The sequence below is a fragment of the Mesorhizobium sp. IMUNJ 23232 genome, assembly GCF_044326205.1.
Lineage (GTDB): Bacteria > Pseudomonadota > Alphaproteobacteria > Rhizobiales > Rhizobiaceae > Kumtagia.
The window spans coordinates 60341-85716 of record NZ_JBIRCY010000032.1; the positions used below are offsets into that span (position 1 = coordinate 60341).

Annotated in this window: 23 protein-coding genes and 1 tRNA gene; 12 read left to right on the forward strand and 12 right to left on the reverse strand. The window is 63.1% G+C overall.

The annotated features are described in order from the left end of the window. Positions 1 to 19: 19 nt before the first annotated feature. From ACH196_RS22190 to cysQ, 7 genes are all read right to left on the reverse strand, one after another. Entirely contained in the window at positions 20 to 523 is a 504-nt protein-coding gene (locus ACH196_RS22190) for an L-2-amino-thiazoline-4-carboxylic acid hydrolase (RefSeq protein WP_396649107.1), read from the reverse strand. After that, on the reverse strand, positions 520 to 1323 hold the full coding sequence (locus ACH196_RS22195) for an ATP-binding cassette domain-containing protein (RefSeq protein ID WP_396649108.1): 804 nt from the start codon (positions 1321 to 1323) through the stop codon (positions 520 to 522). Before ACH196_RS22195 ends, ACH196_RS22190 begins: the two co-directional genes overlap by 4 nt. After that, positions 1320 to 2045: an ATP-binding cassette domain-containing protein gene (locus ACH196_RS22200; protein WP_396649109.1), complete on the reverse strand. Its 726-nt coding sequence runs from the start codon at positions 2043 to 2045 to the stop codon at positions 1320 to 1322. Before ACH196_RS22200 ends, ACH196_RS22195 begins: the two co-directional genes overlap by 4 nt. Before the next feature lie 56 nt (positions 2046 to 2101). Continuing rightward, on the reverse strand, positions 2102 to 2929 hold the full coding sequence (locus ACH196_RS22205) for an ABC transporter permease (protein WP_396649110.1): 828 nt from the start codon (positions 2927 to 2929) through the stop codon (positions 2102 to 2104). After that, the gene (locus ACH196_RS22210) at positions 2926 to 3912 is read right to left on the reverse strand and encodes an ABC transporter permease (protein ID WP_396649111.1); all 987 of its coding nucleotides are present in this window, start codon (positions 3910 to 3912) and stop codon (positions 2926 to 2928) included. The genes ACH196_RS22205 and ACH196_RS22210 overlap by 4 nt, the downstream gene beginning before the upstream one ends. A gap of 276 nt (positions 3913 to 4188) precedes the next feature. Further along, the gene (locus ACH196_RS22215; RefSeq protein WP_396649112.1) at positions 4189 to 5799 is read right to left on the reverse strand and encodes an ABC transporter substrate-binding protein; all 1611 of its coding nucleotides are present in this window, start codon (positions 5797 to 5799) and stop codon (positions 4189 to 4191) included. Positions 5800 to 6144: 345 nt separating this feature from the next. Further along, on the reverse strand, positions 6145 to 6981 hold the full coding sequence (gene cysQ, locus ACH196_RS22220; RefSeq protein ID WP_396649113.1) for a 3'(2'),5'-bisphosphate nucleotidase CysQ: 837 nt from the start codon (positions 6979 to 6981) through the stop codon (positions 6145 to 6147). 154 nt (positions 6982 to 7135) lie between these two features. Here cysQ and ACH196_RS22225 point away from each other — a divergent pair, with 154 nt between their 5' ends. The 8 genes from ACH196_RS22225 (at position 7136) to hutC (ending at position 15448) form a co-directional block, all read left to right on the forward strand. Beyond that, positions 7136 to 7903 carry an SDR family NAD(P)-dependent oxidoreductase gene (locus tag ACH196_RS22225; RefSeq protein ID WP_396649114.1) on the forward strand — a complete coding sequence of 256 codons (768 nt, stop codon included), beginning with the start codon at positions 7136 to 7138 and terminating at the stop codon, positions 7901 to 7903. Between the two features lie 129 nt (positions 7904 to 8032). Continuing rightward, complete coding sequence (locus ACH196_RS22230) at positions 8033 to 9154, forward strand: ABC transporter ATP-binding protein (protein ID WP_396649133.1); 1122 nt, start codon at positions 8033 to 8035, stop codon at positions 9152 to 9154. A gap of 33 nt (positions 9155 to 9187) precedes the next feature. Further along, the gene (locus tag ACH196_RS22235; protein WP_396649115.1) at positions 9188 to 10294 is read left to right on the forward strand and encodes a PotD/PotF family extracellular solute-binding protein; all 1107 of its coding nucleotides are present in this window, start codon (positions 9188 to 9190) and stop codon (positions 10292 to 10294) included. 270 nt (positions 10295 to 10564) lie between these two features. After that, positions 10565 to 11509 carry an ABC transporter permease gene (locus ACH196_RS22240; protein ID WP_396649116.1) on the forward strand — a complete coding sequence of 315 codons (945 nt, stop codon included), beginning with the start codon at positions 10565 to 10567 and terminating at the stop codon, positions 11507 to 11509. Continuing rightward, a complete protein-coding gene (locus ACH196_RS22245) occupies positions 11506 to 12306 on the forward strand; it encodes an ABC transporter permease (RefSeq protein WP_396649117.1) in 801 nt (266 codons plus the stop codon). The genes ACH196_RS22240 and ACH196_RS22245 overlap by 4 nt, the downstream gene beginning before the upstream one ends. 14 nt (positions 12307 to 12320) lie before the next feature. Then, the gene (hisD, locus tag ACH196_RS22250; protein WP_396649118.1) at positions 12321 to 13649 is read left to right on the forward strand and encodes a histidinol dehydrogenase; all 1329 of its coding nucleotides are present in this window, start codon (positions 12321 to 12323) and stop codon (positions 13647 to 13649) included. A gap of 3 nt (positions 13650 to 13652) precedes the next feature. After that, positions 13653 to 14681, forward strand: coding sequence for a zinc-binding dehydrogenase (locus ACH196_RS22255; protein ID WP_396649119.1), 1029 nt, complete (start codon positions 13653 to 13655; stop codon positions 14679 to 14681). Beyond that, entirely contained in the window at positions 14678 to 15448 is a 771-nt protein-coding gene (hutC, locus tag ACH196_RS22260) for a histidine utilization repressor (RefSeq protein WP_396649120.1), read from the forward strand. The genes ACH196_RS22255 and hutC overlap by 4 nt, the downstream gene beginning before the upstream one ends. A gap of 40 nt (positions 15449 to 15488) precedes the next feature. On the opposite strand, the gene ACH196_RS22265 is transcribed toward hutC, so the two are convergent. Continuing rightward, positions 15489 to 15911 (reverse strand): metallopeptidase family protein, encoded by a 423-nt coding sequence (locus tag ACH196_RS22265; protein ID WP_396649121.1) that lies wholly within the window; start codon positions 15909 to 15911, stop codon positions 15489 to 15491. Positions 15912 to 16092: 181 nt separating this feature from the next. Between ACH196_RS22265 and ACH196_RS22270 the strand changes: the two genes are divergently transcribed. The 3 genes from ACH196_RS22270 to ACH196_RS22280 are packed head-to-tail and all read left to right on the forward strand — an operon-like array spanning position 16093 to position 21825. After that, positions 16093 to 17061, forward strand: coding sequence for an ImuA family protein (locus ACH196_RS22270; protein WP_396649122.1), 969 nt, complete (start codon positions 16093 to 16095; stop codon positions 17059 to 17061). Continuing rightward, a complete protein-coding gene (locus ACH196_RS22275; protein WP_396649134.1) occupies positions 17003 to 18445 on the forward strand; it encodes a DNA polymerase Y family protein in 1443 nt (480 codons plus the stop codon). The genes ACH196_RS22270 and ACH196_RS22275 overlap by 59 nt, the downstream gene beginning before the upstream one ends. Continuing rightward, the gene (locus ACH196_RS22280; RefSeq protein WP_396649123.1) at positions 18442 to 21825 is read left to right on the forward strand and encodes an error-prone DNA polymerase; all 3384 of its coding nucleotides are present in this window, start codon (positions 18442 to 18444) and stop codon (positions 21823 to 21825) included. The genes ACH196_RS22275 and ACH196_RS22280 overlap by 4 nt, the downstream gene beginning before the upstream one ends. Before the next feature lie 54 nt (positions 21826 to 21879). On the opposite strand, the gene ACH196_RS22285 is transcribed toward ACH196_RS22280, so the two are convergent. The 4 genes from ACH196_RS22285 to ACH196_RS22300 form a co-directional block, all read right to left on the reverse strand. Further along, entirely contained in the window at positions 21880 to 22110 is a 231-nt protein-coding gene (locus ACH196_RS22285) for a Trm112 family protein (protein WP_396649124.1), read from the reverse strand. Positions 22111 to 22117: 7 nt separating this feature from the next. Further along, the gene (locus tag ACH196_RS22290; RefSeq protein ID WP_396649125.1) at positions 22118 to 22789 is read right to left on the reverse strand and encodes an LON peptidase substrate-binding domain-containing protein; all 672 of its coding nucleotides are present in this window, start codon (positions 22787 to 22789) and stop codon (positions 22118 to 22120) included. Between the two features lie 85 nt (positions 22790 to 22874). After that, complete coding sequence (gene trxA, locus ACH196_RS22295; protein ID WP_396649126.1) at positions 22875 to 23849, reverse strand: thioredoxin; 975 nt, start codon at positions 23847 to 23849, stop codon at positions 22875 to 22877. Between the two features lie 148 nt (positions 23850 to 23997). Next, complete coding sequence (locus ACH196_RS22300) at positions 23998 to 24498, reverse strand: prolyl-tRNA synthetase associated domain-containing protein (protein ID WP_396649127.1); 501 nt, start codon at positions 24496 to 24498, stop codon at positions 23998 to 24000. Between the two features lie 202 nt (positions 24499 to 24700). On the opposite strand from ACH196_RS22300, the gene ACH196_RS22305 reads away from it, so the two are divergent. Further along, positions 24701 to 24775 (forward strand) — tRNA-Gly (locus ACH196_RS22305). Positions 24776 to 25376: the final 601 nt, after the last annotated feature.

The window sequence follows — 25376 nt, forward strand, 5'->3', positions numbered from 1 at the left end:
CCAGACGAAAGGCTCTATCTCAACCGTCACGGTCCTCCAGCTTGATATGGCAACAGCCGTCCCCATATCCGGGCGTCCAGGTCACGTTGGAAAAGCGCACCCCGGTCGCCTCGAACAGGCCACGGTCGAAAGCCCCGGCAATACGGCAGAGCCGTGACAGTTCGTCGTCGCCCAGCCCAGCCTCGACCCAAGCGTCCTTAAGCGGGCAGCGTTTGACCTTGAAGGCGATGGAATGGTTTTCGCGTTCGACATCGGTCGGGTACATACGTCCCCCGTCCGGACTGACCGCCAGGAAAGCTTCGCCGATCTTTCGCGCGTCGTTCGGGCCGAATCCCGAAAAGGCCGTGGCTGCGACCTCGCGGCCACGCCGCTCGACCACGGCAACCATGACGTCTTCCGCTTCCGCAGGCCCCAGCCGGGATTCGAGCTCCTCGAAAAACAGCCTGTAGAGATCGGCCCGGTTGCGAAAGGCCGCATCCAGTTCGCGGCTCAGGATCTCTGCGCGGTCCGTGCTGTCGTTCATCGGTCGCTCTCCATGCCGTCGCGCCGCGGCAGCTTCATCGCAGCCGCCACCAGCGCCTTTCCCATTTGCGATGCCGGCGCGGCGATGATCTGCCGGGCATCTCCCGTCTCGACGATCCGCCCCTGGTCCATGATGGAGACGCGGTGTGCAGTTTCCCTCACCAGAGCGAGATCGTGCGAAATAAACAGATAGGCGATATTCCTCTCCTGTTGCAGGCCGCGGAGCAGGGTCATGATCCCGGCCCGCACCGAAACGTCGAGCGCCGAAACCGCCTCGTCCAGCACGATCAGTTCCGGCCCGCTTGCCACTGCGCGGGCAATCGCCACGCGCTGCCGCTGTCCACCGGAAATCTCGTGAATTCGGCGGCTGCGCAAATTTTCCGGCAAGCCGACCCTTTCCAGCACCGCGCCGATCGCTTGCGGGCGCTGCGCGCGCGCGACAATGCCGTGGATGCGCAGCGGGTCCTCCAGCACGCGCTCCACCGTGGCGCGCGGATTGAAAGCGGCAAGCGGATACTGGAACACCATTTGCCAACGTTGCCTTAGCGCCCGCAGGTCTGACCCCCGCACTGCCAACAGATCCTGGCCCGCGAAGCGCAAGGTGCCGGAATCCGGCTCCAGCAGCCGCATCAGCACCCGTGCCAGTGTCGACTTGCCGCTCCCGGAAGGCCCGACCAGCGCCAGCGTCTCGCCTGCGGCAAGTTCGAGATCGACGCCGTCCAGCGCAGCGAATCGGCCGCCGCCGCGCCGAAACGACTTCTGCAGGCCGGTGGCGGAAAGGAGAGGTGCGCCGCTGCTCATCCGGCCGTCGCCCTCGGGTTATCGTCGAGGCTCAGCGAGGCCGCCAGCAGCGAGCGCGTATAGTCGGCCTTCGGCCTGTTCACCAGATCCGCCGTGGAGCCAGCTTCTACCATTGCGCCGTCCTTCAGCACGACAATCCGGTCGGCGATCATGGCGGCCAGCGCGATGTCGTGGCTGACGATCAGCAGCGACATGCCAGTCTCCCGCACCAGCCGGTCCATCAACCGGGCGATCTCCGCCTGCACGATCGTATCCAGCGCGCTAGTCGGTTCGTCGGCGATCAGCAGGGCCGGCCCAGCCGCGATCGCCGCGGCGATGCCGACGCGCTGCCGCTGGCCGCCGGAAAGCTGGTGCGGAAAGGTGTGCAGCATGGTGCGCGGGTCGGGCAAGTGGACGCGCGCGAAGAGTTCGCCGGCGAGTTCCAGTGCCTGATGGCGGGAAAGCCCAAGATTCACTTCCACCACTTCCGCCACCTGCCTGCCGACAGAGATGACCGGATCGAGCGTACCGCCGGGATCCTGGAATACAAAGCCGATGTCTTTTCCGTTGCGCGGCGCATGGGCCAGTCCGGACCATCGGATGTCGCCTTCTATTGATGCTTCGCGCGGCAAGAGGCCGGCAACTGCCAGCGCCAGCGTGCTTTTTCCCGAGCCGCTCTCGCCGATCACCGCGACGCGTTCGCCGGCGCCCAGCCTCAGGTCGATGCCGCGCAACGCCTCCATCTCAGACGCGCCGGAGCGGTAGCGGACGCGTAGTCCCGAAATGTCCAGCAGCGGTTTCAGGAAAGACTCCTGCGTGCGGCGGAAGCCTCGACGATGCCCTCGCCGGCCAGGTAGACACCGAGCACCGACAGCACCAATGCGATGCCAGGAATGATCGACAGAAAGGGCGCCGAGCGTAGCACCGTCCGCCCTTCGGCGATCATACCGCCCCAGGTCACGCGATTCGGATCGCCAAGGCCGAGAAACGAGAGTGACGCCTCGATCAAGACCGCACCCGCGACGATCACCGAACTCAGCGCCAGCACAGGTGGCAGCGCGTTGGGCAGTACCTCGCGCAACGCGATCTCCACCGGATGCATGCCTATGACACGCGCGCCGGCGACGAAATCGCGCTCGCGCAGCGACAGGATCTCGGCGCGGGCAATGCGTGCCGGACCCGTCCATGCGCCGACCGCGATGGCCGCCACGACGGTCGCCAGCGACGGTCCGACGACACTGACGAAGGCCAGCGCCAGCAGGAAGGCGGGGACGGTCTGGAACGCATCGGTGAGGCGCATCAGAACCTCGTCGATCCATCCGCCGGCGAAACCGGCGGTGGTGCCCACTAGGCTGCCGATCACAATTGCCGCAGTGGCAGCCGCTAGTCCGACGGCTAGGGATGTCCGCGCTCCATGAAAAAGACCGGCGAGCACATCGCGCCCAAGCCGGTCGGTGCCGAGCGGATGCGCCCAGTCGTGAAGCGGCGGGATAAGCGGCGGCCCGGCAATGGAAAGCGGGTCCGCGGGAAACAGCACCGGCGCCAGAAGCGCCATTGCGGCGAGTGCCGCCAGAATCAGGACACCGGCAATGGCCTCGGGCGACCGGAAGAACCGGGCGGCATTCATGCCGCCGCCTCGCTTGCGCCGACGCGCGGGTCGAGGACTGCGTAGAGGCAATCGACGACGAGGTTGATGATGATCACCAGCACTGCGCTGACCAGGATGATGCCGAGCAGCAGCGGCGTATCGCGCGCGTTCACCGCTTCCTGTGCCAGCCGGCCGAGACCGGGCACGGAGAACAGGCTTTCAATGACCACGCTTCCTCCCAGCATCGCGGCGGATTGCAGGCCGAGCATGGTGACCAGCGGCAGCAGCGCGTTGCGGGCGACATGCCGGATGACGATGCGACGGCGCGGCACGCCGCGGGCGCGCGCGGCCAGCACGAAATCCATCCGCCAGGCCTCGGCCATTCCGGCTCGCATGACCCTGAGATAAAGCGCCAGATAGATGAAGCCGAGGCTCGCGACCGGCAGCACCAGATGCCGGGCAATGTCCAGCCCCCGTTCCAGGCCGTGCTTGCCGGAGGCAATGGTCTCCATGCCGCTCACCGGCAGCCAGCGCAGTTGCACTGCGAAGACAACCGTCAGCACGAGGCCGAGCCAGAAGCCCGGCACGGCGTAGAGTGCCAGCGACCCGATTGACAGCAATCGATCGTGGAAACTACCGGGACGTGAGCCGGCAAAGATTCCCAACAGCGAACCGAGTGAAAACGACAGCGCGGTTGCGCTGCCCATCAGCAACAGCGTGTTGGGAAGCCGCTCCATGACCACGTCGAGCACCGGGCGCGAAAAGGCCACGGACTGGCCAAGATCGAGATGGGCAAGCGACCAAAGGTAAAAACCCAGCCGTGCCAGCGCCGACTGGTCGAGGCCCCAGGACTGACGCAACTCGGCGATCATCTGCGCATCGCCGCCGATCGAAACCACATAGGCGTCGACCGCGTCGCCGGGGGCAGCCTCCAGAAGAAGGAAACCGCCGATCACCACAATCGCCAGGACCGGGATAGCGCCGAGGAGACGGCGCAGGACCAGTTTGTGGATGCGGTTCATGAGGGTACGCCTGAATTCCGGATTCGAATTCTGGCGACGTTTGATGCCCTACGTTGCCCCCCTCTGTCCTGCCGGACATCTCCCCCACAAGGAGGGAGATTGGCAGCTTCGGCGAAACCGCCTTCCCTGAGATGCTGGTGATTGGCGAAAGTGAAGATGACGGCCAATCTCCCCCCTTGTGGGGGAGATGTCCGGCAGGACAGAGGGGGGCAACGTAAAGCTCTCACCTCACGAACTGAACATCCGCGACGATGTTGTGCAAGCCATTCCAGTGTCTCAGCTATCCACCCACGTGTCCGCCCAGTTCGACACCACCCAGCGCGGATTGTTGGCTATGTTCTTCACCGATGTTCGGGCCACCGAGATGAATCCCCATTCTGCGACGTTGATCAGCGGCAGGTCTTCCTCGACCTTTTTCTGGAATTCGCGGTAAAGCTCGGTGCGCGCCGTCGGGTCGATCGTCTCGGCCGCCTTGGCGATGAGCGCGTCGATGCCGTCGTTCTTGTAGCCGCCCTGGTTGGAGAAGGGCACGCCGTCGGGAAGACCGCTCTGCACCAGGATCGTGGTCGAGATCGCCGGATCGCCACGGAACACCGGCGGCGCCACCGCCAGGTCGAAAGCATGGTCGGTGTAGACCGCCTTCTGGTGCGCGGCGGCGTCATTGTTGACCAGTTGCGCGTCGATGCCGACCGCAGCCAGCGCCTGGCGCAGATAGTCGCCGAACTGCCGTGTCTCGTTGAAATAGGGGGCCGGCAGCAGCTTCAGGGTAAACCGGTTGCCATCGGCGCCGCGCTTGTAACCGGCTTCGTCGAGCAGAGTGTTGGCCTTGGCGACGTCGAAGGCATATTGCGGAACGTCCGCCGTATAAAACTGCTTGTCGTTGACCGGCACTGGGCCGGTCGAGGCCGTGGCGTAGCCGAGGAAGATCGTATCGACCACGAACTTCTTGTCGATCGCGTGGGCGATAGCCTGCCGCACTTTCAGGTCGGCAAGTTCCTTACGGCGATGGTTGATCTCGACGACGAGCTGGTAGGTGAGGCCCTCGTAGCCGCGCGATACGACTTCGAGTCCGGGCACCTTGGCGATACGGGCGAGATCGGCCAGCGGCACCGCGGAGAAGGCGGCAAGATGGATTTCTTCCGCCTCCAGCGCGCCGGCGGCGGCGGCGCGGTCCGGCAGAACGCGATAGACGATTTCGTCGAGATAGGGCAGGTCCTTGCCCCAGTAGCCCGTGTTCTTCTCGAGCCGATAATATTCGCCAGGCTTGTGCTCTGCGAACTTGAAAGGGCCGGTGCCCACAGGCGCATTGTTAGCCGGATTCTTGTCGATCTCGCCGGCTTCATAAACATGCTTCGGTAGCACGCTGGTCAGCGGCGGCAGGGCGTTGCGGATCAACTGGAACGGTGTTGGTTTCGAGAAACGGAACACCGCCGTGTGGTCGTCCGGCGTATCGACCGCCTCCAGATCCTTGAACACCACGCGGCCAAGATTCTGCAGCGGCTTCCACACCTGCAGCGCCGAGAAGGCGACGTCGGCGGAGGCGAAAGGCTTGCCGTCGTGCCAGGTCACGCCCTTGCGCAACTTGAAGGTAACGGTCAAGCCGTCGGCGGACCCTTCCCAGCTTGTCGCCAGCCTTGGTTCCAGCCCGTCCTTGCCGTCGAAGGAAGCCTCCGCCAGCGGCTCGACCACCTTGCTTGAAACGAAGAACACGCCGTTGGACGCGACCATGGCCGGATTGAGGTTTCGTGGCTCGGAATCGGCGGCAACGATCAGCCGGCCGCCCCTCTTCGGTGTTTGCGCCCACAGGCTGGCGGGCAAGGCGGTCGACGCCATCAGGGCAACCGAACCGGAAAGGACGGAACGTCTGGAAAGCGTCAAAATCGACATCGGGCAATCCTTGCTGCATGGCGGTCGATCGCCGCCCCCTCATTAACGAGCATAGGTCCGCCCGCTGCAAGGGGCGAGCAAGGAAATGTCACTGGCACAAGTGCGGCAAGAAAATCGGCGTTCGCGTTATCGTTCGCTCACGAAAAATTATAGCCTCGGCATTTTTCCAGGTCATGCTTGCCGGCCGAAATTCCGCGCACGGGAAGGTCAAAACGGTGTTTTTCGAGGGAAATGTCATGCTTGCGAGGGGGCATGTCATGCTTGTGACGCCGGAATCGCGCTGTGTCCCTTCTATCCGATTGATTTGCCCCGGTTTTACAAGCATGACCAAGGTCTGCGACGGCTTCACGTGCTCATGACGGGCGTGCCGCCCGTATCGCGCAAGGCGGGGTCGCCGAAGGCGACGAAGGACGGATTGGCGAACTCGTCGCCGCTAGAAGCCCCGCGATTTCCGTAGCTTAGCGGAATTCCGCCGATGGTCGTGGTAATCCCGCCCGCTGCCCGCAGGATGGCGTCGCCTGCCGCGGTGTCCCATTCCATGGTGCGGCCAAAACGCGGATAGATATCCGCCTCGCCGCAGGCGACCAGGCAGAATTTGAGCGAGGAGCCGCGCGAGACAAAACCCTCGACATCGAAGCGTTTCAGCCAATCCATTGTTTCGTCAGTACAATTCGAGCGGCTGCCGACGGCGGCGAGGCGTTTTGGCGCCGGCCGTGCCTTGATCGGCCGCAACTCTCCCGCCAGGCCATGGGTCACATCCGCCCGCCAGGCGGCGCCGTTCACTGCCACGAAAATCTGTCCGAGCGCCGGTGCATAGATCATGCCCAGCACCGGTTTATGCTTTTCGATCAATGCGATATTGACCGTGAACTCGCCGTTGCGGTTGATGAATTCGCGCGTCCCGTCGAGCGGGTCGACCAAGAAGAATTTTTCCGAGGCCGGCGGAACGCGGCCGGCCGAAACCTCCTCCTCGGCAACGACCGGTATGTCGCCCGCCTCGGAGCCAAGTGCCTGAAGGATAACGGCTTCCGCCCGATGATCGGCTTCCGTCACCGGCGAGCCGTCGCCCTTGTGGATATGGCGAAACGTGCTGTCTGCATAGACCGCCATGATTTCACTGCCGGCGGCAAGGCCGATCTCGATCAGGGTTTTTGGCGATATGGGCACGAGGCTTGCTTTCATTGGTTCAAGCCCGCCTATCGCACCGGCCCGGCGAAATCCAGACCGATCAAGGCATTGGCCGCAATTCAACAGGGTATGGATGTATAGACAAGTTCCCTGTTTTCATGTTCCGCTACCGAGGCGGGCAAACGCACCCGCTCTTCCAGGCTTTGGCATGACCACTCTTTTCGACCTCAGCGGCCGCAAGGCCTTCGTGACCGGCGCAAGCCGCGGTATCGGGCAAGCCATAGCAGAGGCGCTGGCCAGCGCCGGCGCCGATGTAGCCATCTCGGCGCGGAGCCTGGATTCGCTAACGGAAACAAGGACAAAGATTGAAGCGCTGGGCCGCAACTGCGTTGTCCAGAGCCAGGACATCAGCGATGTGACGACGTCCGCAGCGGCGATCGACGAAGCCGTTAAGGCGCTGGGCGGCCTCGATATTCTCGTTAACAATGCCGGATATGAAGAAGTCCGCTCCTCGCTTGAGGTCGATGAAGCCCTTTGGGATCGGATCGTCGAGACCAACCTGAAGGGGGCTTTTTTCGCGGCACAGGCGGCGGCGAAATGCATGGTGGCCGGGGGCAAAGGTGGAGCGATCATCAATTTGTGCTCGCTCACCTCTTATGTCGGCATCCCAACCGCGGTTGCCTATGGATCGTCGAAGACCGGGCTGCTTGGCATGACACGGGCGCTCGCCACCGAATGGGCGTCGCTCGGCATTCGCGTCAACGCCATCGCGCCTGGCTATTTTCACACTGCCATGACCGACGTTTTCTACCGGGATGCAGGCTGGCAGGAGGCGATGCTGGCGAAAATTCCGCAGAAACGCTTCGGAACAATGCAGGACATCGGCGGAACGGTGGTCTTCCTGGCGAGTGATGCCTCGGCCTATGTCGCGGGCCATTGCATACCGATCGACGGCGGCTATCTGGCTTCAGTCTGAAGTCGAGACGGACTCCCGATGTCGACCGGATTTCAGCTTGTACGTACTTGTATATACGAGTTAACGACCCTATGGTTGCTCGCCGCTTGATCAGCTAGGGAAACGCAAATGCAGGAGGCGATCTCGGCAATGGCGGCCGGTCAGGGCGCTGACGCCCTTCCGATCGCAGTTGCGGTGCGAAATGTCGGCATGGACTTCGATGGAGTCCATGCGGTGAAGGAGGCGTCCTTCGATCTGCCGAGAGGTAAGTTCCTGACCATCCTCGGCCCGTCCGGCTCCGGCAAGACGACGCTGCTCCGGATGATCGCCGGTTTCCAGACGCCGACCGCCGGCGAAATCTTCATCAATGGCGAGGCGGTCAGCGCGGTGCCGCCACACCGGCGTTCGATCGGCATGGTGTTCCAGCGGCTGGCGCTGTTTCCGCACATGACCGCCGCCGAAAACGTCGCCTTTCCGCTAAAAATGCGGCGGCGCGATGCCCGCACGATCCCCGAGAAAGTTGAACGTTACCTCGAACTGGTGAAGCTTGGCGGCTATGGCGGACGGCGGATTCACGAACTTTCCGGCGGGCAGCAGCAGCGGGTTGCGATTGCCCGCGCGCTCGTGTTCGAGCCGGATCTGCTGCTCCTTGACGAACCGCTTGCCGCGCTCGACCGCAAACTGCGGGAGGAGATGCAGCTCGAATTCCGCCGTATCCAGCGCGAGCTCGGCGTGACCACTATCAATGTGACCCATGACCAGCGCGAGGCGCTTGTGGTTTCCGACGAGATCATCGTCATGGACAAGGGTGAGATTCAGCAGATCGCCCGCCCTGCCGCCACGTATCGGCAGCCGCATAACGCTTTTGTCGCCAATTTTATCGGCGTCACGAATTTCCTGACGGGAACGGTGCAGAGGGTCGACAGCGGCCGCGTGTCGTTCGTCCGCGATGAGGTGGAGATCGAGGGATCGATCGGCGATCCGAAATCGCCACTGGCTGTCGGCCAAGGCGTCTCAGGCGCAATACGCGCCGAGCAAATCCGGATCGCGGATGAGGCCGGGCGCCTTACCGAGCTGGACAGGATGCTGGCCGGCACGGTGTCCGACGCGATCTTCGAAGGCGAACGGATGGTCTACGAAGTTGCGGTGCCTGCGCTTGCCGGCATCGTGCTCCGGGTCTTCGACCATGACCCCGAAGGCCATTCCCAGCATGAGATAGGTTCGAAAGTCTTCCTCGGCTGGAATGTCCGGGACGTGCTTGTATTTGCCTGAAGCCAATTAGAAACAAACCAGAGGAGAACGACAATGAAAGAGCAGAAGCTTTCCATGCCTTATGTCAATCGCCGTACCTTGCTAAAGGGCGCGGCAGCACTCGGCGGCGCTTCCGCGCTCGGCCTGCGCGGCGCCTCTGCGCAGGAGCCGGCAAAGCCGGCCGAAATCATCGTGCGCGCCTGGGGCGGAAGCTGGGTCGACAGTTTGAAGGCAGGCGTGTCCGATCCCTTCACCAAGGCGACCGGCATCGCGGTCCGCCACGACCTCACCGAGGACAACGAGATCCAGCCGAAGGTCTGGGCGGCTGTTGCGCAGAAGCGCGTGCCGCCGATCCACATCAACTGGGACACGACCACCAACGCGACCAAATCAGCGCTGCGCGGTGTGACGGAAGACCTGTCCGATCTCTCCAACCTGAAGGACGTGACCGACCTCGCCAAGCCGGTCGGGCTTGACGGCTATCCGATCGTCAACACCTACGGCTATGTCTATGTGCTGGCCTACCGGCCGGCTGCGTTCCCGGATGGCGCGCCTAAGTCGTGGAAAGACCTGCTCGACCCGAAGTTCAAGGGCCGGGTCGCCTTCTACAATGACGGTATCGGGTTCCACTTCCCGGCGCAGGTAGCCGGCGGCGGCAAGCTCGAGGACATTCCGGCGAACATGCAGCCGGCTTGGGATTTCATTACCAAGATGAAGGAGCAGAAGCCGCTGCTCGGCGAGGATCCGGACTTCACCACCTGGTTCCAGAACGGTGAGATCGATGCCGCCTGCACCATCTCCACCAATGCCCGCGAGGCCAAGAAGAACGGCATCGACATCAAGTGGGTCGTGCCGGAGGAAGGCTGCAAGTTCGACACCGACGGACTTTGGATCCCCAAGGGCCTGCCGGAGAACGAACTCTACTGGGCCAAGCAATACATCAATTTCGCACTGACCAAGGACGCGCAGCAGGTGTGGCTTGACGGTCTCGGCCTGCCCGGCGTCGTGCCCGGCCTGACGCCGCCCGCGGATCTCGTCGGCGACCCGTCCTATCCGACCAAGGAAGAGGATTTCAAGAACCTCATCCGCATATCTTCCAAGGTGCAGGTCGAGAACGAGAGTGACTGGTTCGGAAAATTCAAGGCAATCATGCAGGGGTGAGAAATGTCCGGCCGTAGGCCGGCGAAAAGCCAACGATTTGGCTTTTCGAGTTTCGAACGCCCGGAGCCATAGCGGAGGGTAGGGTCGTGGAGAAAGCTGAGCGAACGCAAGGTTTTGACGAGGGGCGGGGTCGTTCAAAAGGTGCTCCATCCTGAAGCGACCCCACCCCACCTCGTCGGCTTTGCTTCGCTATGCCGCCTCGTCGATCCTCCCCTTAAGGGGGAGGCTGATCTGGCCGCACCGCCGGCGCCTATGTGAATCAGGAATTTGATGGCGATATCACGCACAGCCTACCCCCTGACATGGCGTATCATGGATGCGCTGGAAGCCTTGGCGGCATTCGCCTGGCCGAGGCGGATGGCGCGCGCCACGCCGTATCTGATGCTGGCGCCGGCAGTGCTGCTGGTCGGACTGCTGGTGCTCGGGCTGGCGCAGATGGCGGATGCCAGCCTGCGTACGCTGGACACCACGACGTTTCTGTTTTCGGAAGATTATTCGCTGGCAAACTACCGCCGCGCCATGACCGAGCCGCTGTTCGCCGCGGTCGCATGGCGCAGCCTGCTGGCGGCGGTAATCGTAACCGTCGTGACGCTGATCTTTGCTTTTCCTTATGCTTATCTGATGGTGCGCGCCCGCTCGTCGGCGCTGCGCAAGATCCTGCTGATCGCGCTGTTCCTGCCCTTTTTTATCGGCCAGGTGGTGCGTGCCTATGGCTGGCTGATCATTTTGGGCAACCAGGGCATGGTGAACGAAGCGCTCGGCCTGATCGGCATCCCGCCTATGCGACTGATCTACAATTATCCGGCCGTTCTCTTCGGTCTGGTGCAGTACATGCTGCCCTTTGCCGTGCTGATGCTGGCGCCGGCGCTGACGGCCATCCCGGAAGAACTTGAAGCAGCCGCCGGCTCGCTCGGCGCCAATTGGACGCGCAGCTTCCGTTATGTCGTGCTGCCGCTCTGCCGGCCGGGTTTCATCGGCGCCGGCGTGGTGGTGATGACGCTGTCGCTCACCGATTTCGCGGTGCCGGCCATCCTCGGCGGCGGTTCGCAGGATTTCATCGCCAATGCGATCTACGACCAGTTTTTCCGTACCTCGGATCAGGGGCTCGGGGCGACGCTGGCGCTGATGCTGGTGGCGCTGGGATCGATCGTCGTCGGCCTGGTTTTCTCGCTGTTCGGCGCGGGCACGCTTGCCGTGTCGAGGAAGCGCCGATGAGGGAGCCGCTGTCCAAAAAACTGGTGCTATGGGCCTTCGTCGTCGTGGCGATCGTAACATTGTCGGCGCCGACGGTCGTGGTGCTCGGCGCGTCCTTCACCGCAGGCAACATCATCACCTTCCCGCCCGACGGCTTGTCGCTGAAATGGTATGCGGCGATCTCGCAGGCAAGCGACTTGCGAAGCGCCCTTCTGCGAACGCTGTGGGTGGCGGCGGTGTGCACTGTCGTCGCCATCCCGGCCGGCACACTGGCCGGCATCGCGCTCGCCAAATATGGGGTGCGTTTCGAGCGGACGATCCAGACCTACCTGCTTCTGCCCTTCACCATCCCGCTGATCGGCTCGGGCATCGGACTGATGCTCATCTTCGGCAATGCCGGCATTCTGGGCCAGCTCTGGCCGGTAGGCATCGCCTGCTGCGTCATCAACCTGCCCTTCATGATCTGGGCTGTCACGGCAAGTGCCGCCGGCCTCGACCCTGACCTCGAACTCGCGGCGGCGAATTGTGGCGCGCCGCCGCTGCAGGTGTTCTTCTTCGTCACGCTGCCGGCGGTGATGCCCGGCGTCATCACCGGCTCGCTGCTGATGTTCATCCTGGCGTTGAACGAGTTTTTGGTCAGCCTGCTCCTGACAGATGCCCGCATCGTGACCTTGCCGGTGCAGATCTACAATTCGATCCGCTCCATCATCACACCCGACCTTGCCGCCATCTCGGTGGTGTTTATCGCCTGCTCCGGGCTCGCCATCGTCCTGCTCGACCGGCTGGTCGGGCTTGAAATTTTCCTCAAGTCGAAGTGACCAGAAGCCGGCCCATGCAAAACGTCTCTTTTCATGAACTCGCCAAGCTCGACCCCGACCGGCGCGAGGCCTTGCTGAAGCGCTCGGAGACCGATCTTTCCGGTTTCATGGAGAAGGTGAAACCGATCATCGAGGCTGTACGCACGGAAGGCGACGCGGCGCTGCTGCGTTTTGCCCGGGAGTTCGACAAGTCCGACGTGAAACCCGGCGCGCTGAAGGTGACGGAAGCCGAGTTCGACCGCGCCTTCACCTTGGTCGACAAGGAGGTCATCGAGGCGATCCGCTTCGGCATCGACAATATCCGGCATTTCCACGAGGAGCAGAGGCCGGAGGCGATGTGGCTGAAGGAGATGCGGCCCGGCGCCTATGCCGGCGACCGTTTTTCGCCCATTCGTTCCGTCGCACTCTATGTGCCGCGCGGCAAGGGAGCGTTTCCCTCGGTGACGATGATGACCGCGGTTCCGGCCGTGGTGGCCGGCGTGCCGGAGCTTGCCATTGTGACGCCCCCGGCTCCGGACGGTTCGGTCGACGCGGCTACACTAGTCGCTGCGCGCATTGCCGGTGTCGAGACCGTTTACAAGGTGGGCGGCGCAGTGGCCGTGGCGGCGGTTGCCTACGGCACCGAGACGGTCAAGAAGGCTCTCAAGATCGTCGGCCCCGGCAGCCCTTGGGTGGTGGCGGCCAAGCGGCTGCTGGCTGGAACCATCGATCCCGGCCTGCCCGCTGGGCCGTCCGAGGCGATCATTTTGGCCGATGACAGCGTGCATGGCGGACTGGCGGCGCTCGACTTGCTGATCGAGGCCGAGCACGGGCCGGATTCGTCCGCCTATCTGGTGACACACAGCCGCCGTGTCGCCGAGGAAGCCTTGGCCGCGCTGCCGGAACACTGGGCGCGCATGACCGAGCAGCGCGTCGCCTTCTCCACCGCCGTGCTGACCGGCGCCTATGGCGGCATCGTGCTGACGCCGTCGATCGAGGAGAGTTATCGTTTCGTTAACGACTATGCGCCGGAACATCTGGAGATTCTTTCCACCGATCCTTTCACCCATCTTGGCCATATCACCGAGGCAGCCGAGATCCTGATGGGTCCGCATACGCCGGTGTCGATCGGCAATTTCGGCCTCGGGCCAAACGCCGTTTTGCCGACCAGCCGATGGGCGCGTACCTGCGGGCCATTGTCGGTCACCGATTTCATCAAGCGCTCGTCGATCGGCTACGTCACTGCGGCGGCCTATCCGCAATTCGCGAAGGCCGCGCATACGCTCGCCCGCTACGAGGGCTTTTCCTCGCACGAGCACGCGGTGTCGGCGGTGCGTGAAAAATACCTGCCCAAGGGTGTGTAGGCGATGAAGGCGGCGAGGCTTTACGCGGCTGGCGATTTGCGCGTCGAGGACGTCGCGGCTCCGGCTGAGCCGGAACAAGGCTGGGTGCGGCTGAAGGTGGCTGCTGCCGGCATCTGCGGCTCGGACCTGCACAATTTCCGCACCGGCCAGTGGATTTCTCGCAGTCCGAGCACGGCCGGGCACGAATTCGCCGGCGTGGTCATGGCGGTCGGCGAGGGCGTGAGGGAATTTTCGCCGGGCGATCATGTCGTCGCCGATTCGCGCTACTGGTGCGGCACCTGCGCGAACTGCCGGGCGAGCCGGAAAAATGTCTGCGAGACGCTGGGTTTTCTCGGCGAAGTCTGCGACGGTGGTTTCGCCGAGGAAGCTGTCCTGCCGGCGCATCTGCTTGTCCGCCACGATGCCGCGCTCGATCCGCGTGTGGCGGCGATGGCTGAGCCGGTGGCAGTGGCGCTGCATGCCGTTAGCCGGATAAATATACCGAGAGGGGAGCCTGTCCTGATCGCCGGTTGCGGTCCGATCGGCGGGTTTGCCGCGCTTCTGCTCTCCCACTTGCATGACGGGCAGGTCTTGGTGGCCGACCGTAACGCAGCGCGCGCCGCGCTGGTCGCCGAGGTGACGGGCGCGAAAACCGTCGATCTCGGCAAGGCGTCGGTCGCGGCCGCTCTTGGCGGGCCGCCGCCACGCCATGCGCTCGACGCGACCGGCAGCGTGCCGGCAATCATGGCGCTGGTGGACCTGCTCGCGGGCGGCGGCACGCTGGGACTGGTCGGCATCGCCCACGGACGTCTCGACCTCGATCCCAACCTGCTGGTCGAGCGCGAAATTTCGCTGGTCGGCTGCCACGTCTATGCCGATGAACTCGGCGAGGCCGTCGGCCTGCTGCCGGCGATTCAGCCGCAGCTCTTGCGGCTGATCGACAAGGAGATCGGCATCGGCGATATCCCCGCCGCCTACAGCCGGCTGCTTGCCGGACAAAGTGCCGGGCTGAAGACGATAATCCGCATGGCCCCGGAAGGGTTTTCGCGATGACCGATCGCGACGAGTCCATTGCCCATGAACCCGCCGTCGCCCTGCCGGACACGGCGAGCCCGCTTTATGAAAAGGTCAAGGATTTCGTGCTCGCCAATATCGGCAACGGCAGATGGGCGAAGGACCGCCGCCTGCCGTCGGAAAACGAATTGGTGAGCGCGCTTGGCGTGTCGCGCATGACGGTGCATCGCGCCCTGCGCGAGCTGACCTCGGAAGGCCATCTCCTGCGTATCCAGGGCGTAGGCACCTTCGTGGCGCCGCCGAAACCGCAATCGACGCTGATCGAGATCGCCAATATCGCCAGCGAAATCCGTTCACGTGGCAGTCGCCATCGCGCCGTCGTGGTGGTTACCGAGTTGATCGCGGAGCCGGAGCCGGAACTGCTGGTGGCGTTTGAATTCTCCGGCCGGCGGCCGGTCGGGCATTCGATCGTCGTGCATTTCGAAAACGACGTGCCGGTTCAGCTCGAGGAGCGCTACGTCAACGCCCAACTCGTGCCCGAATATCACCGCCAGGATTTTTCGGGCATGACCACCTACGACTATCTGCAGGCGTCGACGCCGCTGACCGAGGTCGAACAGGTCATCTCGGCGGTGCCGGCGGATGAATTTGCGGCCGAGCATCTGACGATTGGCGTCGGCGAGCCCTGCCTGCTGCTCAACCGCCGCACTTGGTCTGGCAAGGCGATCGCGACAGTCAATACCTTTACCTATGCCGGTAGCCGCTATTCGCTGGGCAGCCGCTATTTTCCGTCGGCGATGAACTGAGTCGAGTCGCTGGTTCGCGCGGGGAGCCGGAACCTCCGGGCTATTCCACGTTCTCCTCGATCTTCTCCATGTCGTCGTCGGAGAGGCCGAAATGGTGGCCGATCTCGTGGATCAGTACGTGGTTGACGATCGAGCCCAATGTCTCCTCGTTCTCGGCCCAGTAGTCGAGGATGGCGCGGCGATAGAGGGTGACCCGGTTCGGTCCCTCGCCGGTCGCCGGGTTCCAGCGCTCGGCGATGCCGCGCCCCTCGAACAGGCCGAGCAGGTCGAAGGGGGTCTCCAGGGACAGGTCGTCCATGATCTCGTCGGTCGGGAATTCGGCAATCTGGATGACCACCTCGCCCGTGAGGGTTCGAAAATCCTCGGGCAGGTGCGCATAGGCTTCAAGCGCCATCAGCTCGAATTCCTCGATCGAAGGAGAAAGCTGGTCGTGCCAAGCGCGGGTCTGATAGATGCGGGCCATTCATCGTCCTTTTCGGGCGCATATAGCCTTTTGGTCTGCCGGTTTCGAGGGGCTCGCGCGGGCAAGCGGTAAACGGACCTCGGCAGAGGAATAAATTCTTTAATTGATATGCTTGACTCTCCGGTCGGGCTCTGGAATCAATAGGAACATAACAGGAACAATACCCGATCGGATGACCGTCATGGCGTCTATGGCCGTGGCGCGGGATGTCGTTCGCGACCTGCGTCACAAAATCGCGAAGATCGAAGGCCGGCTGGCCGAGCGCTTCGAGAACCCGGAAGACACGGGCTGGAAGGGCGTTGCGCCGCGCCACGCCGCCGGCCCGTCCGTTCTGCGTACGGGCGTGGAGCGTCTCGACGCTGCGCTGGGCGGCGGTCTGCCCGCCGCCGGGCTGATCGAGGTGCATGCCGGCGCGGTTCGCGAGACGGGTGCGGCGGCGGGTTTCGTGCTGGCGCTTCTGCGCCTGCTGCCGGCCCCGGACGCGGCCGCGCCGCTGCTGTGGATCGGCACGTCGGAGATTTTCCGCGAAGCGGGTCGGCCGTATGCACCGGGGCTGGCAGCGCGTTTCGGCCTCCAGCCGGAAAACCTGCTGATCGCCGAGGCGGAAAAGCTGGCCGACGCTCTGTGGATTGCCGAGGAGGCGGCGCGGCTTGACGCTTTCCTTGCCGTCCTGCTCGAAATCCGTGGCTCTTCGCCCGCCCTCGACCTGACGGCGACCCGTCGCCTGCATCGGCGCGCGCTGCTGGTGGGACGCCCACTCTTCCTCGTCCGCGCGGCTAGCGAACCGGAACCGACAGCCGCACCGGTCCGCCTGCTGGTGGCGCCGGCGCCGGCTGCGGCGCGCTTAACCCTTGCGGGACCGCTCGCCGGCTCGATCGGTCCGCCAGCCTTCCAGGTCACCGTCAGCAAGAGCCGTACCGCGATCCCCGCCGAATTCACGCTGGAGTGGACCGATGATGCATTCCAGGAAAGACGCGACCAGCCCGCAAAGGATACTGGCGTTGTGGTTTCCCTATCTGCCGACAGACAGGCTGCGCCGCCAGCGCTTCGGCAGGTCGTGGCGTTCCCGTTCCGTCAAGGCATTGCCGCTGGTGCTGAGCCATCGCGACAGCAATACCCAGCGCGTCGCAGCGCTCGACACGTTGGCTAGGGCATTGAAGCTCAAGCCCGGCATGGGCGTCGGCGAGGCGCGCGCCATGCACCCGAACATCGAGGTGGTCGAGGCGGAGCCGGAAGCTGATCGGCGTCTGCTGGAGGGCCTCGCCGACTGGTGCGATCGCTACACGCCGCTGGTGGCGCTCGATGGATTGGACGGGCTTTTCCTCGACATCACCGGCTGCGCGCATCTGTTCGGCGGTGAGCGCGGCATGATGGACGACCTGCTCTCCCGCTTCTTTCACCAGGGTTTTGAAATCCGCGCCGGCCTCGCCTCGACGCCTGGTGCTGCTTGGGCGGCGGCGCGTTTCGGCGGAGATCTGATCGTCGCTCCCGGGGAAGAGGAGGAATTGCTGGCGCCGTTGCCACTTACGGCGCTGCGCGTTGATCCGGGAATTTGCTCCAGTCTCGAAAGTGTCGGCCTGCGCACGGTAGGCGCGGTGATGGTGGCGCCGCGCGCGCCGCTGGCGCGCCGCTTCGGCTCCACCCTTCTCCTGCGCCTCGACCAGGCGCTCGGCCAACTCGAGGAAGCGATCTCACCGCGCCTGCCGGTCGCGCCGCTCTCGGCGGAACGCCATCTTGCCGAGCCGATCATGCTCGCCGACGACATCGAGTTCCTTGTCAAAATGCTTGCCGGAAGCCTCAAGGCGGGTCTGGAGCGCCGCTGCGAGGGCGCGCGGTCGCTGATGCTGTTCCTGTTCCGGGTTGACGGCGAGGTCCGCCGCATCGTCATCTCCACGTCACGGCCGATGCGGGAGCCGGCGCTCATCCAGAAATTGTTTCATGAGCGGCTTACGGCCCTGAACGGCGCGATCGATGTCGGCTACGGCTTCGATCTCGTGCGCCTTTCGGTGCTCTCTGTCGCTCCCTTCTCTACCCCGCAGGCCGACTTCACCGGTGACGGTGCAGACGATGAGGCCGATATCGCCCTGTTCGCCGACCGTGTGTGCGCCCGCCTCGGCAATGGAGCGCTGTCGATGCCGGTCGCTGTCGAAAGCCACTGGCCGGAACGGGCCGTCAGCCACCTGCCTTTCGGTGAGCCGCGCCGTTCCATCAGGCCGGAGGGCAGGAAAGAACACCTCGATCGGCCCATAAACCTCTTCGCGAGACCGGAACCTATCGAGGTGCCTGTGACGGAGATACCGGAGGGACCGCCGCTCAATTTCCGCTGGCGCCGTGCCCTTTACCGGATCGCCCGCTCGGAAGGCCCTGAACGCATCGCGCCGGAATGGTGGCGGCCGGGTGAGGAGGACGCCCCGCCGCGCGACTATTTCCGCGTCGAGGATGTCGATGGGCGGCGCTTCTGGCTCTATCGCCAGGGCCTTTACGAAGCTGGAAAACCTTCACCGCGCTGGTTCATGCATGGGATCTTCGCATGAGGGTTCCGGCCGCGAAACCGCATGAAACAGTCCTGCCGCCCTATATCGAGTTCGGCGTCCAGTCGAATTTTTCTTTCCTGCGTGGCGCATCCTCTCCTGAGGAAATGGTGGTAACCGCATGCGCCCTCGGCCATGCGGCCATGGGCCTCGCCGACCGCAACACGGTCGCCGGCGTGGTACGGGCATGGAGCCAATCGAAATCCATAAGACTTGCCGAGGGCGAGGAACCGGTCTCGCTGCCGTACCATCCAGGCTGCCGTCTGGTCTTCGGCGACGGAACGCCCGATATCCTGGCCTATCCCCAGGATCGAAAGGGCTGGGGGCATCTCTGCCGCCTGCTCACCCAGGCGAATATACGCCCCGAAAATCCCAAGGGTGCGACCGTGCTCATGCTGGACGATCTGCTCGAATGGGGTGACCGGATGTCGCTCGCCGTCCTGCCCGACCTGTCGCTGCCGGCGAATGAAATGCTTGCTCTCCTTCACCGGTTGAAGGCGCGTTTCGTGGGCAATCTATGGCTTGCCGTCGCGCCGGATTATCGCGGAAACGACCGTTTTCGGATCGAGCAGGCCGCCGTGTTTGCCGCAGCGGTAAAACTGCCGCTGATGGCGACCAACGATGTCCTTCATCATTCGGCCGCACGCCGTCCGTTGCAGGATGTGCTCACCGCCATCCGGCTGAATGTTCCGGTCTCCGAGGCCGGTTTCGAGCTTTCCGTCAACGCGGAACGCCACATGAAGCCATCGGCGGAGATGGCCCGATTGTTTCGCCACCATCCCCAAGCCCTCGCCGAAACCGTGCGCTTCGCGCAAACGCTCGGCTTTTCCCTGCAGGAACTGCAACACAACTATCCCGAGGAGACCACCGAAGAGGGCGTCGATCCGCAAACCGAACTCGAACGGCTGACCTGGGAAGGAGCGAATTGGCGCTATCCGGCAGGTATTCCGGAGAAGGTTTCGGGCCTGATCAGGCATGAGTTGAAAATCGTCGGCGACAAAAAATATGCGCGCTATTTCCTGACCGTTCGCGACATCGTGCGTTTTGCCCGTGAGGAAGCCAAGGTGCTCTGCCAGGGGCGCGGCTCGGCGGCAAATTCCGTCATCTGCTACTGCCTCGGCATTACCGAGGTGGATCCAGACCTTACCGACGTCCTGTTCGAGCGCTTCGTGTCTACGGAGCGCGACGAACCGCCAGACATAGATGTCGATTTTGAACACGAGCGGCGCGACGACGTCATCGCCTACATCTATAAGAAGTATAGCGAGAAACGCACCGCGCTTGCAGCCGCAGTCGTCTCTTATCGCGGCCGCTCGGCGCTGCGCGAGGTCGCCAAGGCGATGGGCCTGTCGGACGACGTGCGCGGTGCGCTGTCGGGGTCGATCTGGGGCTGGTCGTCATCCGAGCTTGGCGCGCGGGAAGCCAAGGCCGGCGGCCTCGACAGGGCCGATTCCGTGACAAGACATGTGATCGACCGCGCCAACGAGATCTTGGGTTTCCCGCGACATCTCTCTCAGCATGTCGGCGGCTTCGTCATCACTAAGGACCGGCTCGATGAGATCGTGCCCATCGTCAAGACGGCGATGGAGGAGCGCAAGATGGTCGAGTGGGACAAGGACGACCTCGACGCCGTCGGCATCCTCAAGGTCGATGTGCTGGCGCTCGGCATGCTGACCTGCCTGCGGCGTGCCTTCACCTTGCTCGAAGACCATTACCATCTTCGGGACGAATATGGCCGGCTGTTGACGCTCGCCACGATGCCCAAGGAGGACCAGCGCGTCTACGACATGATCTGCCGGGCCGACACGCTGGGCGTGTTCCAGATCGAGTCGCGGGCGCAGATGTCGATGCTGCCGCGGCTGAAGCCGCGAAAATTCTATGATCTTGTCATCGAGGTGGCGATCGTCCGTCCGGGGCCGATCCAGGGCGATATGGTTCATCCCTATCTGCGCCGGCGGATGGGCATCGAGAAGGTCGACTACCATAATCCGGTGCTGGAGAAGATCCTGAGCAGGACCCTTGGCGTTCCTCTTTTTCAGGAGCAGGCCATGAGCATTGCCATCGAGGCCGGTGGCTTCACGCCAGGAGAAGCGGATCAGCTACGCCGCGCCATGGCGACCTTCAAACGTACCGGAACGATCGGAAATTATCGTGAGCGAATGATCAACGGTATGATGGGGCGAGGATACCCGAAGGATTTCGCTGAACGTTGCTTCAGGCAGATCGAGGGTTTTGGCGAGTACGGCTTTCCCGAAAGCCATGCCGCGTCATTCGCGCTTCTTGTCTACGCCTCCTGCTGGTTCAAGACGTTCTATCCCGATGTCTTCTGTGCCGCGATCCTCAACTCGCAGCCCATGGGTTTCTATCGGCCCGCGCAACTCGTCCGAGATGCCGAAGACCACGGCGTCGAGATAAGGCCGGTGGATGTCAATCTATCGAACTGGGAGTGCACGTTGGAGCGGGCTCGCTTCGATCCCGCGCGGGTCAATTCGCGCCATGCCGAAATGCGGCGTGTCATCAAGACCATGCATGCTCTCCGCCTCGGCTTCAATCAGCTCAAGGGATTGTCCGAAAATGGCATGCAGCAGCTCATCGCCCGGCGCGGAGACGGTTATGATTCGGTGCGTGACGTATGGTTGCGCTCGGGCCTCGACATTGACGAGATCGAGAAGCTGGCCAAGGCCGATGCCTTTCGTTCGCTGGGTCTCGACCGGCGGGCCGCCTTGTGGGCGGTGCAGGCGCTCGACGGCAAGAGCGCGGCCGAGCGGTTGCCTCTGTTCGATCGTCCGGAAATCCGGCTCGCTGACAACGAGCCTCGAACCGTTCTGCCGATGATGCCGCTCGGCGAGCATGTGGTACATGATTACAAGTCGCTCGGCCTTTCGCTTAAGGCACATCCCGTTTCGTTTCTGCGGGGAAAACTCGACCGGATCGGGATTACACCGAACGAAAAACTGGGGGCGGTGGAGAACGGCAGGCGCGTTTCGGTTGCCGGCCTGGTTCTGGTTCGTCAGCGGCCCGGCAAGGGAAACGCGATCTTTCTTACCCTTGAGGACGAAAAAGCCATCGCCAACGTCATCATCTGGGCGCGAAATTTGGACCGTTTCCGCCCCGTCGTCATGGGGTCGAAATTTATCCGGGTCACCGGCAAGCTGCAGACGGAAATGGGAGTCATTCACATCGTCGCTGAGCGCATGCAGGATCTTTCGTCCTGGCTCGACACGCTGCTCGATGAATGGGGCGTCGCGAGCGCTGGGGCCGGCAACGCCAAACCGGCAAGAGACGCGAGGAAAACGCCATCTGTTGCTTCGATCTCCCTGTTGGCCGAGGAAAACAGGGCTTTGGTTCGGCAAGTCATGCCGAAAGGGCGCAATTTTCAATAGGGGACCACAATACCAGCCTGGATACCGGCAATGGGTTCAGGCGCGCGAGTCTTGTCAGGAAGCTGTTCCGGGCCTGTCCTGAGGCATATGGCCTTCAGATAGCGTCCGTGCTTCCGAAGGCAGCATGACCGGGATACCGTCCCGGATCGGGTAGGCCAGCTTCGCGACGCGCGAGATGAGCTCGCAATTCTCCCTGTCGAAGGTCAGCGGCCCTTTGGTCAGAGGACAGACCAGCAGTTCCAGCAGCTTCATATCGACCTTTTTCCTGTCGGCCTCGTCACGCATCGGAAACCTATTGCAGGCTGGAGCCAAAATCATCGTTGTCGCGCGCCAGCGTCATTTCGGTGATGGCGATCAGCGTGTCGGCGCGGGTTTTCAGGTCGGGCGCCTCCAGCAGCGCCTGTTTCTCGGCCGCGCCATAGGGCGCCATCATCGACAGTGCATTCACCAACATCGTATTGTCGGCGCGGCTGACGCTTTCCCAATCGGCTTCCAGTTCGTTGGCTTGCAGATAAGCGCGAAAAGCCTTCAGCAGAGCCGGACGGTTGACCTCTCCAGCACCGCGATCTTCCTCGAGATCGCCAACGAAAGGGGCGATGCGGCATTGCCGAAAGGGCGTCCTGACCGCCAGTTCCTGCAGGATGCGGTAACGGCAGATACCTTGCAGCGAGATCAGATAGCGGCCGTCGCCGGTCTCCGACAGCGAGATGATGCGACCCATGCAGCCCACCTGGCAGAGTTCCGGTTCGTCGTCATGGCGCTTCGATCCGTCGAGCGCCGGCTGCACCATGCCGATGATCCTGCTGCCGCGCATCGCGTCATCGACCAGTTGCAGATATCGCGGCTCGAAGACGTTGAGCGGCATTCGCCCACCGGGCAGCAGCAAGGCCTCCAGCAGCGGGAAGACGGGCACCGTCGCGGGAAGGTCCGAGACAAGCCGGTAGTGGGCGTTTCCCGCCTGCATCGATTCCTCCGTTGCGGCTCTGCTCCGGAATCTGGAGCAGCGGCCGAGGTCTGCAAGGCCAGCCCGCAATATGCCCGATGCTACCTCAAGAAAACAGGATCGACGAGAGTTTACGCCGGGTCGCCAGCGTCACCTCGTCCATCAAACCCCAGGCCTCGAAAAACTGGAGCAGTTGGGCGCGGGCGCCGTCATCCTTCCAAGTACGGTCGGCCTTGACGATCGCCAGCAGGCTGTCCGCCGCTTCGGTCCGCTGGCCAAGCGCATTCTGGATCATCGCAAGGTCGAACCGGGCCTGATGATCCTTCGGATCATTAGCCAGCCGCCGCTCCAGCTCCGCCGGGTCGCCAAGCTCGCCGACCTTGTCTGCCAGCGCAATTTTGGCGCGCACGGCGGCGACGGCCGGCGCGTCCTTCTTGTCCTCTGGCACGCCGGCCAGAAGCTCCTCGGCGCCGGCTCGGTCACCGGTCTCGAAAAGCAGGTCGGCAAGACCACCGAGCGCGTCGAGATTATCAGGCTGCTCCGCCAGCACCGCATCAAACAGGCTGGCAGCCGCCTGCAGGTCTCCCGAGTCGCGGGCCTGCGTGGCCGCGGCAAGCGTTTCGGCGATCTGCGGACCCGCGCCCTTGCCGGCCACGCGATCGATGAATTCGCGGATCTGGCTTTCGGGAACGGCACCCATGAAGCCGTCGACCGGCTGGCCGTTCTTGAAGGCGATGACGGCGGGAATCGACTGGATACCAAGCTGCCCCGCGACAGACGGATGGTCGTCGATGTTCATCTTGACCAGCTTCACCTTGCCGCCGGAGGCGCGCACTACTTTTTCCAGGGCCGGCGCGAGCTGCTTGCAGGGGCCGCACCATGGTGCCCAAAAGTCGACCAGGACAGGCTGCTTGCGCGATTCCTGGATGACGTCGGCAGCGAACGTCGCTGTCGTCGTGTCCTTGTAAGCGGGAGCCGCATCGCTCACAGCCTGGCCATTGCCGGCGGGCGCCGTGCCGAACTGCACGTTGGCGGAATAGGCGCCGGCCGCGCTGGCGTAGGGATTATCCTCTCTGCTCATATCAAACCTTCATCCGCTTGTTCAGAAACGGTCCATCGAGGTGGAGCGACGAGGCGCCAATCCCATCATCGATCATGATCTTCAAACAGTCCCATCCATGCCGTCGGCTTCCGTGCTTCGCAGCAGATCGGGATTGCCCAGCATGTGGCTATCTTCCCGTCACTTTCAAGATGGCCGGCTCGTGTCCGGTCGCACGGGCAAAGCTCAGCAAATCGGCATTGCCGATCGATGTCGTCGCCTCGTTGGTCAAAGGATGTCCGTTGATGATCGCATTTTCCATTAGTGCCTCGTCGAGGATAAGCCGGACGTGCGCCTGATGATCGTTGATCAGCCCGAATACCGTGACCGCGCCAGGCGTGACACCGAGAAGGTCCATCAACGCTTCCGGCTTGCCGAACGAGACCCGGCTCGCGGCGCCGATAAGGTGATGGATCTGCTTGAGATCAACCACAGCTTCTTCGTCGACCGTCACCAGGAAATAATTGTCCTTTTTGTCCTTGAGGAACAGATTCTTGGTGTGCCCACCGGGAATCTCGCCGCGCAGCGCACGCGAATCCGCTACCGTGAACAGCGGCGGGTGCTCTACGGTCTTCACTGCAATCCCGAGTGAATCGAGGAAGGCGAAGAGATCGTCGGGGGTCTTCGGCATCAAAACGGGCTCTGGCAGTTTACGGGCGTCTTATGACCAAAGCCGGCGGGCGACACAAGCCTTGCCGCCACCCGCAAGACCGCCGCGGCGCATAAGCGCTTTGGGTATCATGGCGGAACGTTTCGAAGGCCACGTTTTTTCCCGTTGCAATCGCGCGTCGCTTCGGCCATATAGGCGCGGCTTGCGGTTCAGCGCCGCGCGAGCGGGTGTAGCTCAGGGGTAGAGCACAACCTTGCCAAGGTTGGGGTCGAGGGTTCGAATCCCTTCGCCCGCTCCAAATTTCCTTAAACTTGAATAGCTTAGGGCTCGGGTATCCGGGCCTTTTTGCTGTCTGGGCTTTGGGGAGCGGACGGGGGATTTGTATGATTCCAATGCCGTCCACTTACCAAGCCGAAGGGGACTGCAATTGGAAACCATTGTTGGCTAGGGTAGCTTGAACTGTGGGGAACTGCTTTATGCAACACGTGTTGGCGCGAGGCGCAAAAAACAGCTTTGTCTGACGATCGATTTGGCGAGGTGCGACACTTGCGACTGAAAACAAAGGTGGCCGGTCGTCACGACACTACCGTTCGAAGAATCCGAACGCCTGTTCGGAATGTGGAGTGACAACGCTTCGGGTCTGCGGCGCAGACATCAACGGGGGCGAAGAAATGAGAACGATGACCATTCGAGGTGTAGGCCAGGCCGGGAGTGCCGCATAGCATGGCCAGCCATTCCGACCTCGCCAATCTGATCTGGCAGATCGCCGACCTGTCAATCGGCGCGCAAAGTTGACCCCGGATCGGCGTCCAATTTTGACCCCCTTCGTGCAGTGCGCGAGGGTGAGCGCCCGACCGGGTGAAGCTGGTCGGGGTCGCGCAGCCCGGTCGGGCGCGTTG

Coding starts and splice junctions, on each gene's coding strand:
- cysQ (WP_396649113.1), bottom strand. CDS start 6,981: ATGAAAGCAAGCCTCGTGCCCATATCGCCAAAAACCCTGATCGAGATC.
- ACH196_RS22215 (WP_396649112.1), bottom strand. CDS start 5,799: ATGTCGATTTTGACGCTTTCCAGACGTTCCGTCCTTTCCGGTTCGGTT.
- ACH196_RS22205 (WP_396649110.1), bottom strand. CDS start 2,929: ATGAATGCCGCCCGGTTCTTCCGGTCGCCCGAGGCCATTGCCGGTGTC.
- ACH196_RS22270 (WP_396649122.1), top strand. CDS start 16,093: ATGGCGTCTATGGCCGTGGCGCGGGATGTCGTTCGCGACCTGCGTCAC.
- ACH196_RS22300 (WP_396649127.1), bottom strand. CDS start 24,498: ATGCCGAAGACCCCCGACGATCTCTTCGCCTTCCTCGATTCACTCGGG.
- ACH196_RS22265 (WP_396649121.1), bottom strand. CDS start 15,911: ATGGCCCGCATCTATCAGACCCGCGCTTGGCACGACCAGCTTTCTCCT.
- ACH196_RS22240 (WP_396649116.1), top strand. CDS start 10,565: ATGGCGATATCACGCACAGCCTACCCCCTGACATGGCGTATCATGGAT.
- ACH196_RS22195 (WP_396649108.1), bottom strand. CDS start 1,323: ATGAGCAGCGGCGCACCTCTCCTTTCCGCCACCGGCCTGCAGAAGTCG.
- ACH196_RS22230 (WP_396649133.1), top strand. CDS start 8,033: ATGGCGGCCGGTCAGGGCGCTGACGCCCTTCCGATCGCAGTTGCGGTG.
- ACH196_RS22210 (WP_396649111.1), bottom strand. CDS start 3,912: ATGAACCGCATCCACAAACTGGTCCTGCGCCGTCTCCTCGGCGCTATC.
- hisD (WP_396649118.1), top strand. CDS start 12,321: ATGCAAAACGTCTCTTTTCATGAACTCGCCAAGCTCGACCCCGACCGG.
- ACH196_RS22245 (WP_396649117.1), top strand. CDS start 11,506: ATGAGGGAGCCGCTGTCCAAAAAACTGGTGCTATGGGCCTTCGTCGTC.
- ACH196_RS22225 (WP_396649114.1), top strand. CDS start 7,136: ATGACCACTCTTTTCGACCTCAGCGGCCGCAAGGCCTTCGTGACCGGC.
- ACH196_RS22200 (WP_396649109.1), bottom strand. CDS start 2,045: ATGGAGGCGTTGCGCGGCATCGACCTGAGGCTGGGCGCCGGCGAACGC.
- ACH196_RS22290 (WP_396649125.1), bottom strand. CDS start 22,789: ATGCAGGCGGGAAACGCCCACTACCGGCTTGTCTCGGACCTTCCCGCG.
- ACH196_RS22255 (WP_396649119.1), top strand. CDS start 13,653: ATGAAGGCGGCGAGGCTTTACGCGGCTGGCGATTTGCGCGTCGAGGAC.
- ACH196_RS22280 (WP_396649123.1), top strand. CDS start 18,442: ATGAGGGTTCCGGCCGCGAAACCGCATGAAACAGTCCTGCCGCCCTAT.
- ACH196_RS22235 (WP_396649115.1), top strand. CDS start 9,188: ATGAAAGAGCAGAAGCTTTCCATGCCTTATGTCAATCGCCGTACCTTG.
- trxA (WP_396649126.1), bottom strand. CDS start 23,849: ATGAGCAGAGAGGATAATCCCTACGCCAGCGCGGCCGGCGCCTATTCC.
- hutC (WP_396649120.1), top strand. CDS start 14,678: ATGACCGATCGCGACGAGTCCATTGCCCATGAACCCGCCGTCGCCCTG.
- ACH196_RS22285 (WP_396649124.1), bottom strand. CDS start 22,110: ATGCGTGACGAGGCCGACAGGAAAAAGGTCGATATGAAGCTGCTGGAA.
- ACH196_RS22190 (WP_396649107.1), bottom strand. CDS start 523: ATGAACGACAGCACGGACCGCGCAGAGATCCTGAGCCGCGAACTGGAT.